The sequence below is a fragment of the Campylobacter sp. LMG 17559 genome (assembly GCF_024723605.1).
Taxonomy (GTDB): Bacteria; Campylobacterota; Campylobacteria; order Campylobacterales; family Campylobacteraceae; genus Campylobacter_D.
In genome coordinates this window covers 1-17,257 of the sequence record NZ_JANQCZ010000014.1, presented here as the reverse complement: position 1 = coordinate 17,257, position 17,257 = coordinate 1, and the positions used below count along the sequence as shown (strand labels likewise).

At 31.1% G+C, this 17,257-nt stretch carries 18 protein-coding genes and 1 tRNA gene; 13 read left to right on the top strand and 6 right to left on the bottom strand.

Features of this window, described 5'->3' with window-relative positions; all coding sequences use genetic code 11:
* Positions 1-74: 74 nt before the first annotated feature.
* The 11 genes from folE (at position 75) to CAMP5082_RS06995 (ending at position 9,268) form a co-directional block, all read left to right on the top strand.
* Positions 75-647 carry a GTP cyclohydrolase I FolE gene (gene folE, locus CAMP5082_RS07045; protein WP_012662169.1) on the top strand — a complete coding sequence of 191 codons (573 nt, stop codon included), beginning with the start codon at positions 75-77 and terminating at the stop codon, positions 645-647.
* On the top strand, positions 647-1,957 hold the full coding sequence (gene fliI / locus CAMP5082_RS07040) for a flagellar protein export ATPase FliI (protein ID WP_337206319.1): 1,311 nt from the start codon (positions 647-649) through the stop codon (positions 1,955-1,957). The genes folE and fliI overlap by 1 nt, the downstream gene beginning before the upstream one ends.
* A 54-nt stretch (positions 1,958-2,011) precedes the next feature.
* Positions 2,012-2,500 (top strand): hypothetical protein, encoded by a 489-nt coding sequence (locus tag CAMP5082_RS07035; protein WP_263664075.1) that lies wholly within the window; start codon positions 2,012-2,014, stop codon positions 2,498-2,500.
* A 53-nt stretch (positions 2,501-2,553) separates the two neighbouring features.
* Positions 2,554-2,733, top strand: coding sequence for a putative motility protein (locus CAMP5082_RS07030; protein ID WP_039619394.1), 180 nt, complete (start codon positions 2,554-2,556; stop codon positions 2,731-2,733).
* Positions 2,734-2,810: 77 nt separating this feature from the next.
* Entirely contained in the window at positions 2,811-3,956 is a 1,146-nt protein-coding gene (locus CAMP5082_RS07025) for a hypothetical protein (protein WP_337206324.1), read from the top strand.
* Positions 3,957-4,078: 122 nt separating this feature from the next.
* Positions 4,079-5,257 carry a NifS family cysteine desulfurase gene (locus CAMP5082_RS07020; protein ID WP_115646283.1) on the top strand — a complete coding sequence of 393 codons (1,179 nt, stop codon included), beginning with the start codon at positions 4,079-4,081 and terminating at the stop codon, positions 5,255-5,257.
* A gap of 10 nt (positions 5,258-5,267) precedes the next feature.
* Complete coding sequence (locus CAMP5082_RS07015; RefSeq protein ID WP_087685319.1) at positions 5,268-6,239, top strand: iron-sulfur cluster assembly scaffold protein; 972 nt, start codon at positions 5,268-5,270, stop codon at positions 6,237-6,239.
* Between the two features lie 81 nt (positions 6,240-6,320).
* Positions 6,321-7,481 carry a Na+/H+ antiporter NhaA gene (nhaA, locus tag CAMP5082_RS07010; protein WP_263679575.1) on the top strand — a complete coding sequence of 387 codons (1,161 nt, stop codon included), beginning with the start codon at positions 6,321-6,323 and terminating at the stop codon, positions 7,479-7,481.
* Positions 7,478-8,632, top strand: coding sequence for a Na+/H+ antiporter NhaA (gene nhaA / locus CAMP5082_RS07005; RefSeq protein WP_337206318.1), 1,155 nt, complete (start codon positions 7,478-7,480; stop codon positions 8,630-8,632). Before nhaA (CAMP5082_RS07010) ends, nhaA (CAMP5082_RS07005) begins: the two co-directional genes overlap by 4 nt.
* A gap of 53 nt (positions 8,633-8,685) precedes the next feature.
* Positions 8,686-8,760 (top strand) — tRNA-Glu (locus tag CAMP5082_RS07000).
* A 64-nt stretch (positions 8,761-8,824) separates the two neighbouring features.
* Positions 8,825-9,268 carry a GNAT family N-acetyltransferase gene (locus CAMP5082_RS06995; protein WP_337206317.1) on the top strand — a complete coding sequence of 148 codons (444 nt, stop codon included), beginning with the start codon at positions 8,825-8,827 and terminating at the stop codon, positions 9,266-9,268.
* On the opposite strand, the gene CAMP5082_RS06990 is transcribed toward CAMP5082_RS06995, so the two are convergent.
* Genes CAMP5082_RS06990 through CAMP5082_RS06965 form a run of 6 tightly spaced genes read right to left on the bottom strand, consistent with a single transcriptional unit; the run spans position 9,265 to position 14,170 of the window.
* Complete coding sequence (locus CAMP5082_RS06990; RefSeq protein WP_337206316.1) at positions 9,265-9,891, bottom strand: trimeric intracellular cation channel family protein; 627 nt, start codon at positions 9,889-9,891, stop codon at positions 9,265-9,267. The two genes, CAMP5082_RS06995 and CAMP5082_RS06990, sit on opposite strands and share 4 nt — an antisense overlap.
* Before the next feature lie 35 nt (positions 9,892-9,926).
* Positions 9,927-10,970, bottom strand: coding sequence for a Cj0069 family protein (locus CAMP5082_RS06985; RefSeq protein ID WP_039619407.1), 1,044 nt, complete (start codon positions 10,968-10,970; stop codon positions 9,927-9,929).
* Positions 10,971-11,024: 54 nt separating this feature from the next.
* Positions 11,025-12,113 (bottom strand): chorismate synthase, encoded by a 1,089-nt coding sequence (gene aroC / locus CAMP5082_RS06980; RefSeq protein ID WP_039619408.1) that lies wholly within the window; start codon positions 12,111-12,113, stop codon positions 11,025-11,027.
* Positions 12,110-12,778: a ribonuclease III gene (rnc, locus tag CAMP5082_RS06975; RefSeq protein WP_039619409.1), complete on the bottom strand. Its 669-nt coding sequence runs from the start codon at positions 12,776-12,778 to the stop codon at positions 12,110-12,112. The genes aroC and rnc overlap by 4 nt, the downstream gene beginning before the upstream one ends.
* Entirely contained in the window at positions 12,771-13,211 is a 441-nt protein-coding gene (rnhA, locus tag CAMP5082_RS06970; protein WP_263736989.1) for a ribonuclease HI, read from the bottom strand. The genes rnc and rnhA overlap by 8 nt, the downstream gene beginning before the upstream one ends.
* Complete coding sequence (locus CAMP5082_RS06965) at positions 13,208-14,170, bottom strand: hypothetical protein (protein ID WP_337206315.1); 963 nt, start codon at positions 14,168-14,170, stop codon at positions 13,208-13,210. The genes rnhA and CAMP5082_RS06965 overlap by 4 nt, the downstream gene beginning before the upstream one ends.
* A 74-nt stretch (positions 14,171-14,244) precedes the next feature.
* Here CAMP5082_RS06965 and dnaG point away from each other — a divergent pair, with 74 nt between their 5' ends.
* Positions 14,245-16,029, top strand: coding sequence for a DNA primase (gene dnaG, locus CAMP5082_RS06960; protein WP_337206314.1), 1,785 nt, complete (start codon positions 14,245-14,247; stop codon positions 16,027-16,029).
* Between the two features lie 65 nt (positions 16,030-16,094).
* Complete coding sequence (locus tag CAMP5082_RS06955; RefSeq protein WP_337206313.1) at positions 16,095-17,078, top strand: argininosuccinate synthase domain-containing protein; 984 nt, start codon at positions 16,095-16,097, stop codon at positions 17,076-17,078.
* The last annotated feature ends 179 nt before the right edge of the window (positions 17,079-17,257 follow it).

Genomic DNA, 17,257 nt, shown 5'->3' with positions numbered 1-17,257 from the left:
TATACCAAAATTTTCCTTATCACTTTATATAAAAATAAAAATATGTTAAAATTTTAATTTTTGATGGAGAAAAAATGCAAGAAAAATTTGAACAATCAGTAAAAAATATGTTAGAAATTATCGGGGAAAATCCACAAAGAGAAGGGCTTTTAAAAACTCCTACTAGAGTTTTTAAGGCTTTTGAATTTTTAAATAGCGGTTATAAACAAGATCCAAAACAAATACTAAATGATGCTTTATTTGAAAGTTCAAACAATGAAATGGTTTTAGTAAGAGATATAGAATTTTATAGTCTTTGTGAACATCATCTTTTGCCTTTTTTTGGGCGCGTACATGTTGCGTATATACCAGATAAAAAAGTCGTAGGACTTAGTAAAATTCCACGCCTTGTAGAAGTTTTTGCAAGACGCCTGCAGATTCAAGAACAACTCACAGAGCAAATCGCAGAAGCACTAATGGAACATGTAGGTGCAAAAGGCGTTGGAGTGGTTATTGAAGCAAGACATATGTGTGTTGAAATGCGTGGAGTGCAAAAGGCAAATTCTACTACTAGTACTTCAGCATTAAGAGGTAGCTTTTTAAAAAGTGAAAAAACAAGAAAAGAATTTTTCACTTTAATTAACTCAGCAAAACAGGTTAGATTTTAATGGGTTTAGAAAAACTTCGTAGCAAAATTGCTTCACAAAATCTTGCCAGTGTTTTTGGACAAATTACTAAAATTTCAAGCACTAGTATAGAGATAAATGGCTTAAAAACTAGCATAGGTGATATCATTAAAATAGTTTCTAGTGAAGATGAGAGTAAAGAAGCTATGGCTATGGTGGTAGAAGTAGATGAGAATTTAAGCTATTTAAGTCCTTTTGGCTTTGTAGAAGGTTTTAAAATAGGTGATCGTGCTTTTATTAACGATGCAGGTATGCAAATAGGAGTTAGTGATGAACTTTTAGGAAGAGTGGTTGATCCTTTTATGCGACCAAAAGATGGCAAAGGACCTATTGAGGCAAGTAAATTTATGCCTATTATGCGTGCACCTATTGATGCAATGAAACGAGGTTTGATAGAGGAAGTCTTTCCAGTAGGAGTTAAAACAATAGATGCGCTTTTAACTTGTGGGGTAGGACAAAAGCTTGGGATTTTTGCAGGAAGCGGGGTTGGTAAATCAACCCTTATGGGAATGATAGTAAAAAATTCCAAAGCTCCGATTAAAGTCATAGCTTTAATCGGTGAGCGCGGTAGAGAAATTCCTGAATTTATACAAAAAAATCTTGGTGGTAAACTTGATGATACTGTCATCATCGTTGCAACAAGCGATGATAGTGCACTGATGAGAAAATACGGAGCATTTTGCGCTATGAGTGTGGCTGAGTATTTTAAAGAACAAGGTAAAGATGTGTTATTTATCATGGATAGTGTAACGCGATTTGCTATGGCTCAAAGAGAAATAGGCCTAGCTCTAGGTGAACCACCTACGACAAAAGGCTATCCGCCAAGCGTTTTAAGTCTTTTACCTCAGCTTATGGAGCGCGCAGGAAAAGAAGAAGGTAAAGGCACTATAACAGCATTTTTTACCGTGTTAGTTGATGGAGATGATATGAGTGATCCAATAGCTGACCAAAGTAGATCTATCCTAGATGGGCATATAGTGCTTAGTCGTGAACTCACTGACTTTGGAATTTATCCACCTATAAATATACAAAATTCAGCCTCAAGGGTTATGGGGGATATTATTAGTGATGAACACAAACTAGCTGCTAGAAAATTTAAACGTTTAAATTCTTTGCTTAAAGAAAATGAGGTTTTACTTAGAATCGGTGCTTATCAAAAAGGCACTGATAAAGAACTTGATCAGGCTATCGCTAAAAAAGACTTTATGCAACAATTTCTTAGTCAAAATCCTGAAGAAAGTTTTGAATTTGAAGATACTACCAATATGCTAAAAATGATTGATACGCAATAATTGGAATGATTTTTGCTCTTTTTATGATAAAAAGTCATGAAAAAAGGATGGATCATGTCAAATATAGCTTTTTTAGATCATCAACAAAGCTTGGGTTTAAAATACACCGATATTTGTCAAAATATCTTTGAAAGAGAAATTTTTACACATATGTTTTTAGAGTGTATAAGCTATCTTTTATTAGAAAATAAAGCTAAATTAAAATACTTAAAAATTATTAATTCAAAAGAAGAATTTATCGTTGAATTTAAAATCAACAATCAAAAAAAATCATTTATTATCAATGATAAAAAAATACTAAATGCAGAATTTAGTGCAAAAAGAATAACTCAAGATGAGTATGAAAGAGAAATCGCTAGAATTTATCAAATAGAAAGATATTTAAAAACACAAAGCAATCTTCAAAATTTTTCTAGCGAAATTAACACTACCATGAAAAATCTTTTTAAAGATATGGATGAATTTAAAAACTATATCGATATGCTTGAAGCAAAAGAAAACACTCACAATCACTACTTATCAAAAATTTATAATATAGCTTAATATTAACCAAACTTTGCCGATAATACTACTAATCCAAACAAAAGGAGTATGTTATGGGCGAAGTTACTAACAACCAAGCAAGTTTAATGCTTAACATTGCAACTACTATGATGAAAAAAACCATAGAAGCCAATGAAAATGCAGTAATGCAAGTACTTGAAGGCGTAAATGCAAACCCTGCTCCAACTACTACTCCTAGCACTAGTTCAGGATTGCTTGACATTTACGCTTAATTTTTCTCTTCGATTCAAAAATTTTGGCATAGCTTTTGCTTTTTTAAGGCTAAGCAATATTTTTGAAGAGAAGAGTTATGTTTGTAAATTCTAATGTCAATCCGTATCAGAATTTTGCAAATTATCCTTTTGCAAAGACTGAACACGCGGAAGAAAAAAAAGAAAATACCAATATTAAAAGTGATTTACTTGATATAAAAGGTTCTAATTTAGATTATGAAGTAAGCTATGCAAGCGAGTTTGGTTTTAGAATCAATGAGCAAGGTTTTTTTGAAAAAGATCTTAATAAAACGGCTGCTTTGCCTCTTGATTATGATATTAATATAAAAAGTATAAGAGAAATTTCAAAACAACTTATAAAGCTTGATGAAAATTTAAACTATAACAAAATAGACTTGCCAAGACTTTTAAACACTTATCACAATACGCTAAAAACCATCAATCAAGAATTTCAAAAAAATGATAATAATTTTTTAAGTAAAGCGCAAATTTCAGAATTAAATCAAGGTTATAGCTATACTTATGAAGGAAAAATTTTAAAAGTTTATGAAAATGCCAAAAGTTTACAAAATGCAAAAGAAGCAAATAAAAATCTAAATACCTTAATGCTTGATAACAAAATAGGAAACTTTGCATTCAATGCGAGCATTGAAAACACGGCTAGTAATCCTATCATAAGACCTTATCTAAACCGACAAGGCGAAGTTTCTAAAAGTGGATTATTGCTTAATTATATTTATCATGATTTAAAAGAACAAAATAATCAAAAGGCCAATTTCTTTTTAACTCCTATTGAGTTAGATATGTCTTCTAATGTAAATTTTCAAAAACTCATGAGAGGTCAAATGAGCATGCAAGATTATCTAAGTGAAAACAATAAAGAAAAAATGAGTTTTGATTTATATTTATATATCAATGGAGTAGATAAAAACAACACCACAGAAGATAAACTTTCAGTTTTCTTTCAACAATACATTAACTATCAACACAGTATCAACATGCAAGAATTCGCTAATTCAAGTTCTATTTATAGTCTTTATAGTGAGCAAATTAGCAAAGATTTTGAAGCTTTAAAAAAAGAGTTTAATCAAAATGATTCTAATATCGATCTTGAAAAAATTAATACTCAAAAAGAACTTTTAGATACTCAATTTTTAGAAAATCGCAAAAGACAAGCAAGCATTAATAAAATTTTACACTCATATTTAAATGCAATGGCTTAACTTGTGCTAAAATAATAAAAAATTTTACACAAGTTAAATCCATTTAGTTTAATGTTAAATTTAACATTTTAGTGTATATTAACAAAAAAGATAAAAATTATCCTAATTAAAGGAGTGTAATTTTGAAAGTATATTTAGATAATAATGCAACAACACAACTTGCACCAGAAGCTTATGAGCTTATGAAACCTTTTTTAAAAGAACATTATGGTAATCCAAACAGCCTTCATCAATGGGGTAGTGCAACCCACCCTGCTTTAAAAGAAGCTATGGATAAACTTTATGCAGGACTTGGGGCAAGCGATTTAGATGACATCATTATCACTTCCTGTGCCACAGAGAGTATCAACTGGGTATTAAAAGGTGTGTATTTTGATAGAATTTTAAATAGCGATAGAAATGAAGTAATTATTTCTAGTGTAGAACATCCTGCAGTAGCAGCTAGTGCTATGTTTTTAAAATCTTTAGGAGTAAAAGTCATAGAACTTGGCGTTGATCATGAGGGTGTTTCTAGTGTAAAAGATCTAAAAGAAGCTATTTCAGATAAAACTGCCCTAGTAAGCATTATGTGGGCAAATAATGAAACTGGTATGATTTTTCCTATAGAAGAAATGGCTCAAATTGCTCATGAATATGGAGCATTATTTCATACTGATGCAACTCAAGCTGTTGGGAAAATCAAGGTTAATTTTGCAAAAGCTGGGGTTGATTTTGCTTCATTTTCTGCACATAAATTCCATGGTCCAAAAGGTGTAGGTGGACTTTATATTAAAAAAGATATAGAATTAACTCCGCTTTTACATGGTGGTGAGCATATGGGTGGTAGAAGAAGCGGAACTTTAAATGTGCCATATATTATAGCAATGGCAGAAGCTTTAAGAATTGCAAATACTATGCTTGATTTTGAAAACTCACACATTAGAAGATTAAGAGATAAATTAGAAGATTTAATTTTAGCTATGCCTGATACAAGTGTAGTTGGAGATAGATCAAGAAGGGTTCCTAATACCATCTTAGCAAGCATTAAAGGCGTAGAAGGCGAGGCTATGCTTTGGGATTTAAACAAAAATGGTATAGCAGCAAGCACTGGTTCAGCCTGTGCTAGCGAAGCACTTGAGAGCAATCCTATCATGGAGGCAATTGGTGCTGAAAACGATTTAGCTCATACTGCCCTAAGACTTTCTTTATCAAGATTTAATACAGAAGATGAAATTGATTATGCAGCAGAGCAAATAAAAAAAGCAACGCAAAGACTTAGAGCAATCTCAAGTACTTATGCATATAAGCCTGAAAATATTTAAAGGATAAAAAATGGCAAAGAATAATTTAATTGGTGGATCAATTTGGGATGAGTATTCTCAAAAAGTACAAGATAGAATGAATAACCCTCAACATATGGGCGAATTCACACAAGAAGATGCACAAAAAGCAAATGCAAAACTTATTGTTGCAGATTTTGGAGCTGAAAGCTGTGGTGATGCAGTTAGGCTTTATTGGTTGGTAGATGAAAAAACTGATAAAATCATTGATGCTAAATTTAAAAGCTTTGGCTGTGGTACAGCAATAGCAAGTAGTGATACTATGGTTGATCTTTGTATAGGTAAAACCGTGGATGAGGCTGTAAAAATTACAAATTTAGATGTTGAATTTGCTATGAGAGATAATCCTGAAACTCCTGCAGTTCCACCGCAAAAAATGCACTGCTCAGTTATGGCTTATGATGTTATCAAACAAGCTGCGGCGCATTATAAAGGTGTTAATCCTGAGGATTTTGAAGATCAAATCATAGTTTGTGAGTGCGCTAGGGTAAGCCTTGGAACCATTAAAGAAGTAATCAAACTAAATGATTTACATACAGTAGAAGAAATCACACAATTTACCAAAGCAGGTGCTTTTTGTAAATCTTGCGTTAAGCCTGGAGGACATGAGAAAAAAGATTATTATCTTGTAGATATTTTAGCTGAAACTAGAGCTGAAATGGAAAGAGAAAAGCTAAAAGATCAAAGTAAAACAGATATTGCTTTTGATGATATGACCATGGTTAAACAACTAAAAGCAGTAGAAGCTGTTTTAGATAGCGATGTGCGTCCTATGCTACACGGTGATGGTGGAGATTTAGAAGTAATTGATATCCAAAAAAGTGACAATAAAAATATAGATATATACATACGTTATCTTGGAGCATGTAGCGGCTGTTCAAGTGGGAGTGGTGCAACCTTATATGCTATAGAAAATATCTTACAAGAAGAACTTAGTCCAAATATACGCGTTATACCTGTTTAAGCAGTTTTTCTGCTTAAACTTTAAATTTCAAGCCTTTTTATGTTAAAATAACATGTTAATAAAAATTTAAAAAGGCTATTTATGCAAAGACTTCAAACCTTTGTTAAAAGTGAAACTTTTCCTGGTGTTTTACTAATATTTTTTACCGTACTTGCACTCATTTTACAAAATAGTTCTTTAACGGATCAATATACTAACTTTTTAAATATTCCTTTTGGCTTTCAAGCTGGAAGTTTAGAAATTTTCAAACCTTTACTTTTATGGATTAATGATGGACTTATTGCAATCTTTTTCTTTGCTATAGGACTTGAATTAAAATATGAAGTAACAAGAGGGCAACTCAATAGTATAAAGGCTATGTCTTTACCTGTATTTGCTGCACTTGGCGGTATGATAGTGCCTGCTTTGATTTTTGCGTTTTTTAACTATAAGGATCCTTTTGCTTTGCAAGGTTGGGCTATACCAACGGCTACTGATGTAGCTTTTGCGGTTGGTATTTTAATGCTTTTAGGCAAAAGAGTACCTACTTCTTTAAAATTATTCTTACTTTCTTTAGCTATTTTTGATGATTTAGGCGCGATTATTGTAATTGCTTTATTTTATACAAGCGAACTTTCAGTTTTTGCTATGATTGCTGCTTTAGTGTGTATTCTAGCGCTTTATTTGTTAAATCACTTCCATGTTACTAAAAAATCTTTTTATATCATCATAGCTATAGTATTTTGGATAAGCATGCTAAAAAGTGGGGTGCATGCAACTTTGGCAGGTGTGATTACTGCTTTATTTATACCACTTCAAACAAAAAGCGGTGAGTCTTTTTTAAAAGAAATAGAACACGACTTAGCACCTTGGGTGAGTTATTTCATCTTGCCTATTTTTGCTTTTGCAAATGCGGGAGTTGATTTAAAAGATATGGATCCAAGTTTTATGTTTTCTTCGGTTAGCTTAGGTATTATTTTAGGATTATTTTTAGGAAAACAAATTGGAGTATTTTTATTTTCATATATTAGCATAAAACTAGGACTAGCAAAACTTCCACAAAATGTTAATTTCAAACAACTTTACGGGGTTTGTATACTCACAGGTATAGGTTTTACTATGAGCTTTTTTATAGATGGCCTAGCTTATCAAAATAGTGATATTTTTGCATATTCAGACAAACTTGCAATTTTAGTAGCTTCATTATTAAGCGCTATAGTTGGATATGTTTACCTAAAACTTATTTATAGTTTTAAAAAATGAAATTAAGAAGTTTCCAAAACTTTTTATCACTTGAAATTTTAGGAGGATTGTTGCTTTTGTTAGCAACGATCTTTGCCTTACTACTTAAAAATAGCCCTTATGGACAACACTATATAGATTTTTTAAGTGTAGAAATGGGTGTAAAAGTAGGTTCCTGGGAACTTTTTAAGCCTTCTTTATTGTGGATTAATGATGGTCTTATTGCAATCTTTTTCTTTGCCATAGGGCTTGAATTAAAAAAAGAATTTGTTCAAGGAGAGTTTAAAACTCTTAGTAATATTACCCTACCCTTAATGGCTGCTATAGGCGGTATAGTTGTGCCTGCTTTGATATTTTGTGCTATCAATTTTAATGATGCTTATGTTTTAAAAGGTTGGGCTATACCAACGGCAACTGATACTGCATTTGCCCTAGTTATACTTACAATGCTAAAACAACGCATACCAAGTTCTTTAAAAATATTCTTAGTATCTTTAGCGATTTTTGATGATGTAGGAGCTATTTTAATCATTGCTATTTTTTATACAGGAGAGCTTTCAACTTTAGCTTTTTTTGTTGCTATTTGCTGTATTGTGGGTCTATTTTTACTTAATCGCTTGGGCAATGAAAGAAAATCATTTTATTATATACTTGGAGCATTACTTTGGCTTAGTGTATTAAAAAGTGGAGTGCATGCAACTTTAGCAGGTATCATCACAGCTTTATTTATACCTGTATATACAAAAAACAACCATGCTTTATTAGAAGAAATCGAGCATGGTTTAAAATTTTGGATAGCTTTTATAATACTACCGCTTTTTGCTTTTGCCAATGCAGGGGTTGATCTTTCAAAAATTGAAGTACATATGCTATTTAGCGGTGTAAGTGTAGGGATTTTCTTAGGTTTGTTTGTTGGAAAACAACTAGGTGTATTTGGCTTTGCTTATATGGCAATTAAATTTAAACTTGCAAAACTACCAAAAGATGCTAATTTTAAACAACTCTATGGAGTTTGCATACTCACAGGTATAGGTTTTACCATGAGCTTTTTTATAGACGCACTTGCCTATGAAGTGAGTGATATATTTAATTTTGTGGATAATTTTGCTATTTTGCTAGCTTCTTTAGTTTCAGGAGTATTTGGTTATTTTTATCTACGCTTTGTAAAATAATTAAGTTTTTTTTAAATTAAATAAGATATAATTTCATTTCTTATTTAATATTTGGCCCATTCGTCTAGCGGTTAGGACATCGCCCTTTCACGGCGGTAACACGAGTTCGAGTCTCGTATGGGTCACCACTTTTTAACTTCTAAATACAAAAATTGATTATAAATTCTGGCATTCCATAAGGAGATTTCATTTGTGCATATAATAAATATATCAGACAAAAAAGAACTGTCAATAAAAGCTTCCAAATGGTTTTCTGAAAAATGGGGTATAGATGAAAAAATTTATTTTGAAAGCATAGAAAGTAGCTTTAACAGTCAAACTATTCCTCAATGGTATTTAGTTTTAGATAAAAACTCTATTATAGCTGGAGCTGGAATTATACAAAATGATTTTCACAACAGAAAAGATTTGGAGCCAAATTTATGTGCTTTATATGTTGAAGAAAATTACAGAGGAAACAAATTAACTAATCAATTATTAAAATTTATAAAAAATGATTTGAAAACAAAAAATATAAATAAATTTTACCTACTGACAGAACTTGTAGGATTTTATGAAAAATATGGTGGAATTTTTATTGAAAATATTATGGATAATGAAGCTTGTTCTTTAAGAGTTTATAAGATAGAATTTTAACTTTCTTTATTTTCTCCATCCTTAAAAGAAAATATAGGCAAACTTAAACCATAATATATAGCCAAAAGTCTTGCTATGGTTCCTACAATCAATGAAACAAGAATTACCCATAACTCATCTACGCCTAAAATATACAATATATAATACAAAGCCCCTGTTAATATAGCAACACCCGCATAAATTTCTTTTTGAAATACAAGTGGTATCCTAGCGCATAGTATATCTCTTAATATCCCACCAAATACACCAGTAATCACAGCTGAACTCACAGCCACTATAAAACCATACCCCATTTGTATTGCAATTTGTGCACCTAAAACACTAAAAACAACCAAACCTATAGCATCTAAAATCAAAAAAAGTTTTTCAAGCCTTATAACATATTTGGCAATTTTTGTTGTAATCATAGCTGCAACACAAATTAAAATCACATATTCAGGAGTTTTAATCCAAGTTAGCGGATGATGATCAAGTAAAATATCTCTAATCGAACCTCCACCAATAGCTGTTACCAAAGCTATAAATATTACTCCAAAAAGATCCATTTTATGCCTTCCTGCAGCAATAGCTCCTGTCATTGCATCAACAGTAATTCCGATAATATAAAGTATAGTTAAAAGCATAATGAGTTTTTAAAAAACCCTTGTTAAAACAAGGGTTAATTTTTACTTACGATATCAATGATATTTTGAGCTACTTTTTTAGCAATAGGCTCAACAAATTCAGCAGGAGAGGTAAATCCTACGCAAGAGCAGTTAATCTCACCTAAAACATATTTATCTTTACCATTTTCATCTGTATCTAAAATAAAATCAGCAGTCCAAATCAAAGGAATATCATAATTTCCAAGTTTTGAACGAATTTCAGGTAAGGTTGCTAAAAACCAATCAACCAATCCTTGCCAATCTTTTGGCTCATCATATCTATATTTTGCACCTGAAAAAAGTGTAGCAGAGAATGCATCAGCACCTTCTGCAGGCTTTTTATGTACTACATAAATTGGAGTATGATAAAGCATTAAAATTCTAATTTCACCTTCTTTAATACGCGGTAAGAAAGTCATATCTACAAGCATACCATTATCACCTATAATGTATTGCTCACAAAAGTCCATAAACTCACCAAGTTCTCTTTCTTCTGTGTGATTATCTTTTGCTTCTGTGCATTTGATTTTTGCATTTAATGGCACGCTCACAGCTCCTGCTGGTAACTCATCTATCAATCTTACACGCCAAATTCCCTCACCTGTTGAGCCACGATTTTGTTTTAAAACCCTCTCACCCTTTGCTAAAGTTTTTGGAAAACTTTCTTTAAAAGTTTTGATATCATAATACGCATAAGTATCTTCAGGTACTAAAGCTGTTTTATTAAGCTTGGTAAGTGCATCTTTAGCGCCATATCCTATCATCGCATCAGGATGAGGCATACCTATAACACCATTTGCGCAAAGTTTTCTGAGCATATCAAAATACTCATTTTCTTCTTTTAAATTTCCTGGGTTGATTCTAGAAACATAAGCATCAGCATTGTTTTTTACATATTCATAAATTTCATCTTTTTTCTCTACTTCAAAAAAGATAACCTCAGCATTCCAACCTTGTTCTTTTAAGGCATTTACCATAGGCATAGTATCTTTTCTATGACCATCCTCACCTTTATCGCTACCACCTCTAACTTCAAAAAACACAATATTTTTTTTCATATTTCTCCCTTTTTAAAGATATTTTATCATCATATCTAAATAAGTATTAAATTTTTATTTATTTTTTACATAAACTCGTTGTAAATTTTGCAAATTTGAACTTGCATTTAAAAGCAAAGCATCAGCCATGCAAATTGCCACCATAGCATTTACTACAACACCACCTCTTATACCCACACAAGGATCATGCCTGCCTTTTAACTCATGTATAATATTTTCTCCTTGAATATTTTGTGTTTGTTGGGGTAAAAATATAGAGGGCGTTGGTTTAAAATATGTTTTTATATCAATAAAATCCCCATTAGAAATTCCACCTAAGATCCCACCGCTATGATTGCTTAAAAACACTCCATCTTTTAGCTCATCATTATTTTGACTTCCATATATATAGCTACTTTGAATACCGCTTCCTATTTCTATAGCTTTAACCGCATTGACTCCCATAATTGCATGAGCAAGTTTAGAATCAAGCTTATCATACAAAGGCTCACCTAAGCCTTTTATAGGGTTTTTCACTCTAGTAAAAACTCTAGCACCTATGCTGTTTTTAGCTTTTTTAGCTTTTAAAATTTCATCTTTAAAACTTTGCTCTAAATTTTTATCTAAAGCATAAACTTCACTATTTTTAGCATAATCAAAATCAAACTCATCATTACTAAGCTTGCTATCAATACTTCCTACCCCAAAAACCCCACTCATTATCTCTATGTCAAATTCTTTTAAAAGCATTTGTGCCACAGCTCCTGCTGCTACTCTTGCTACACTTTCTCTAGCACTAGCTCTTCCACCGCCTCTATAATCTCTAATGCCATATTTGTGATAATAAGTAAAATCAGCATGCGCAGGACGAAATACATCTTTTTCATAATCTTTTGAGCGTGTATTTTCATTATACACCAAAACACTTATAGGAGTTCCTGTTGTATAACCCTCAAAAACCCCACTTAAAACTTGAGCTTTATCTTCTTCTTTTCTAGGGGTGCTAAATTTATTTTGACCTGGTTTTCTTTTATCTAACATTTCTTGCAAAAAATCAAAGTCAAACTTTACTCCTGCTGGCATACCATCTATCACACAACCTATAGCTTGACCATGAGATTCACCAAAGCTTGTAAATTTAAATCTTACTCCGAAACTATTCATAGTTTTCCTAATTTTTCAAGTGCGATTTTAGCACATTGTTGTTGGGCTTCTTTTTTACTACCTGCTGTAGATCTTGCTACTTCTATGCCTTGAATTTTCACTGCGATTTCAAATTGCTTTTTATGATCAGGCCCAAAAGCCTTTACTACAATATACTCAGGTGTGCCTGCCATATTTGCCTGTGTAATTTCTTGAAGTCTTGTTTTATAGTCTTTAAACAAACTTTGTGTATCAATATGCGGATAAACTTCATTAAGCAAATTTAATGCTATATTTTTAGTTTTTTCAAAACCTATTTCTAAATACAAAGCCCCCATTAGTGCTTCAAAAGCATCAGAAAGTATAGAAGGTTTATTGCGTCCATCGTTATTTTCTTCTGCAATAGACATAAAAATACATGCTCCAAGATCAAGTTTTTGCGCTAAAGTTGCAAAAGATTTTTCATTCACCAAAGCTGCTCTAAGTTTAGAAAGATTTCCTTCTGAGTCTTTTTGAAATTTAAAAAACAAAAACTCCCCTACTACTAAATCCATTACAGCATCACCTAAAAACTCTAATCTTTCGTTATTATAAGGCTTTTTATAGCTTTTATGCGTCAAAGCTTCGATAAGCAATTGCTCATTTTTAAAATGATAATTTAATCTTTCTTGGAGTTTTTTAAGCATTTATTGACCTTTCTTCTTGGAGCTTTAAGGCTGCATTTCTTGCTAGCTCATCACAACGCTCATTTAATTCATGGCCATTGTGTGCTTTGATCCAAAAAGCAGTTATTTTATGATCTTTAGCTACATTTAAATACTCTTTCCAAAGATCAATATTTTTTTTACCCTTAAAATCTTTTTTTACCCAACCTTCAAGCCATTCATTAATACTTTGTACCATTAAATTTGAATCTGTGTATAACTTTACCTCACATGGTTCTTTTAAAGCTTTCAAAGCCTCTATAATAGCCATTAATTCCATACGGTTGTTTGTTGTATTCTCACACGCTCCGCTTTGTTCTTTTTGATGATTTTTATAAGCTAAAACATAAGCCCACCCTCCAAAGCCAGGGTTATTTAAGCAAGAACCATCAGTATAAATTTCAATATTTTTCAAGCTTTTACCTCATAATAAATCTCGCATTTTCCAAATTCATAACAAAATGGACAATGATAAAAAAACAAAGGACTTTGATTTTTACAATTATTACACACATAAGTAAAGCTAAGATTTGCACTTAGCTTATTATCGTTTAAAATTTTTAAAATTTTTAGTTTATGATTTTTGATAGGAATAGCTTTTGTGCTTAAATTTTTTGCATAAAAAAACTCATGGTATTTTTCATCTTCAAGATTAAGCGGACTTTTGCATTCATTAAGCAAATCAATGACATTTTCAAATTGAGGCATTTGAGTAAGTTTATCTTTATAATGCAAAAAGCAAAGTCTTAAAATATACTCATTATCCTTGCTCAAAGCTAAAATTTCTTTTAGTTTTTGTTTTTGCTCTTTAGAACTTGCTTGAATTTTTAAAGCTTTTATCAAGGCTTTTTCTGCATATATATTTTCTCCTAGCTCAAACAAACACTCTAAAACATCTAAAACCTTGTCATAATCTTTGAGTTTTAAATAAACAATTTTTAAAAGTTTTAAGCTTTCTTTATTGCGTGCTTTAATTTTTAAGGCATTTAACAAAGCTTCTACACTACGCTCTAAAAATCCTGCTTTTAGATAAACTTGTGCTAGTGAAAAAAAGATAAATTCTTTTTGGCTTGCTTCATTTGCTTTTTGCAAAGCTATGAGATAAATCCCCACAGCTTTTTCAAATTCACCACTTTTGGTAAAAATTTGAGCTAAGAAATTTAAATTTTCTATGCTTAAATTGGCATTTTTTAAAATTTGTTGGTGTGTGGAATTAATTTCAAATTTTTTTACAAAACGATCAAGTTTGCTTTTTTGGTCTTTACTTGCAACAATACGCCATATATAATGTGAGCTAGCTATGATAAAAACCAAAGCAGTTAAAACAATAAGACCAAATAAAGGATCGCGGTATTCTACAAAGAAAAAATCCATAACCTTACAACTTAATTTTCAAATTTATAACAATTATAGCTAAATGCTTATATAATTTTCTTTAAGGTTTAAAGATGATAGAACAAGCAAGTATAGAACAACTTTTACAAAAAACAGATATTGTTGATATCATAGCTCATTATGTTGAAGTAAAAAAACAAGGCTCAAGCTATGTTTGCATTTGTCCTTTTCATGATGATAAAAATCCTAGTATGCATATTAATTCTATTAAAGGATTTTATCATTGTTTTGCATGCAAGGCTGGGGGTAATGTTTTTAAATTTGTAATGGATTATGAGAAATTAAACTTTGTTGAAGCAGTGGAAAAAGTTGCTTCATGGAGTAATTTTTCACTTACTTATACCTCGCAAAAACAAGATAATAAAAAATCCATCATTCATATCTTACCTACTCTTAATGCTTTTTATAAGCAAAACTTAGCTAAAAACAAAGAAGCTTTAACTTATCTTTATAAAAGAGGTTTAAATGATGAGGATATTAGAACCTTTGAACTAGGCTTTGCACCAAGTTCTAATGAAACACTAAGACTTTTACAAAATGAGCAAATCACTCAAGAAGAAGCTTTAGAGGTAGGTGCGATAAAACAAAATGAAAATGGCGCTTATGCAAGTTTTATCAACCGCATTACTTTTAGCATTTATGATCATAAAAATTTACTCATAGGCTTTGGTGGTAGAACTTTAGATGAAAACAATATGGCAAAATACGTTAATTCTCCTCAAAGCAAACTTTTTGATAAATCACGCGTTTTTTATGCACTCAATTTAGCAAAAGATACCATTTATAAACAAAAAGAAATGATAATTTGCGAGGGCTATATGGATGCTATAGCCTTTCATAAAGCAGGATTTAAAAATGCTGTGGCAGTTTTAGGAACAGCTTTGGGTGAAAATCACATACCTTTGATAAAAAGATTAGAAGCAAGGGTGATTTTGTGTTTTGATAATGATAATGCAGGGCTTAATGCTGCTGTGCGTTCAGCACATTTGCTAAGTTTAGCAAAAATTGATGGAAAAGTAGTCTTAATAGAAGGTGGAAAAGATCCGGCCGAACTTGTAGCAAGCCATCAAGAAAAATTACTTTTTAATATTTTAGAAAAAGGCATAGAGCTTGGAGAATTTTATATAAGAAGTTTGATTGCAAGTTGTGATTTAAGCTCAGCGCTTAGTAAGCAAAAGGCTTTAGAAGAGGTACAAAAATACACTTTTAATCTTGAGCCTTTAGTGGCAAATTCTTACACTACCTTAGTAGCAAATCTTTTGGGTGTAAATATTAATGATATTAAACTTTCTAAAAATACAAGAAAAATAAGCTTCATTAATCCTATAAAACAAAGTAAAATCAATAATATAAGCGAGTTAGAGCTTTTGAAATTTTTATATGAAAATAATGAAACCATAGGGCTTTTTAAACTTTTAAGCGCAAAAGAATATTTTTTACACCAAGATATTACTAAAGCTATTTTAGAGCAAAAAAACTTTAAAGATCCTAGCATAAGAGAGCTTTATGAATTTGAAAATATCAAAAACTTAAACAATTTAGAAGAATTTTTATATGCTATTTGCAAGATCAACCTTGCATATTTTAATAAATTAAAAAGTTTAAATTTAAAACAAGCCTTTAAAAAACAAATTTATAATTTACTCAATCAAAATTTAGAAAAAATCAAAAAAAGCTATCAAAATGATGAAGTTTTTTTTAATCACTTGATAGAAGTTTTAAAAAGCGTGCATTTTTTAGATGATGAGGAAAGCTTGGAATTATTTTTAAATAGACTACAAAAAAATATCAAAGATAAAAAAGCAATTCATTATAACTTTGAAGAAGAAGTTTTTTAAATAAAAACTTGCACAAAAATTAAAAAATATTCATTACAATATGCCAAAAATTTCGAAAGGAAAAAATGAAAGCATTAGCACTTTTTAGTGGCGGGCTTGATTCTATGCTTGCTATAAAACTCATAAGCTCTCAAGGCATAGAAGTAAAAGCTTTAAATATCAATATAGGCTTTGGTGGCACAAGCGATAAAAGCGAACTCATGGCAAAACGCGCTGCTATGGCAGGGGCTAGTTTTGAAATGATAGATGCAAGAAATGCTTATTTACAAGAAGTTTTATTTAACCCTCAATATGGATATGGAAAGCATTTTAATCCTTGTATAGATTGTCATGCTTTTATGTTTAAAACTGCTCTTTCAATGTTAAAAGATGAAAATGCAAGTTTTATCATCACAGGAGAAGTAGTTGGTCAACGCCCAATGAGCCAAAGAAATGACGCTATGGCCAAGGTTAAAAAACTAGCACTTGATGAAGAAGATTTAATCTTGCGTCCAATGTGCGCTAAAAATTTACCTTTAACTAAACCTGAGCGTGAGGGTTGGGTTGATAGAGAAAAGTTAGAAAATATAAGTGGAAGAAGCAGAAAGAGACAACTTGAACTAGCTGCCAAATTTGGTTTTGAAGATTTTGAAAGTCCAGGCGGTGGATGTTTGCTTACACTTGAGAGCTTTTCTAATAAAATCAAAGATTTCATTAAATTTGATAAAAATATGCAAGTTAATGATGCTCAACTTTTAAAATACGGACGCCACTTAAGACTTCCAAATGGCTCTAAAATGATAGTAGGTAGAAATGAGCTAGAAAATCAATTTTTAAAAGAATTAAAAACTCAAAAATACGAAGAATTAAAACTTTTTGATTTAATAGGTGCTTATTCTTTGGTGGATGAAAACATCAATCCACAAGATCTTGAACTTGCTCTAAGCATAGCACTAACTTATGCTAAAACTCAAAATAATACAAAATACAAAATAGGCTTTAAAGATAAAATTTTCCAAAGCATGGCTTTTGAAGATAAAAATAAAATTCAAGAATATTTTATAAATTAAACTACCCTTTAAAGGGTAGTTTTTTAGAATTTCTTTCTTCTAACCTCTGCTACAATATCAGCTGACATAGAATCAACTTCATTAGCTACAGAATTAGTCGCATGAGCAATTTGTGAGTTTTCTTTAGTTAAACCATCAATTACTGAAACAGATTGATTAATTTGTGAAATTCCTAAAGC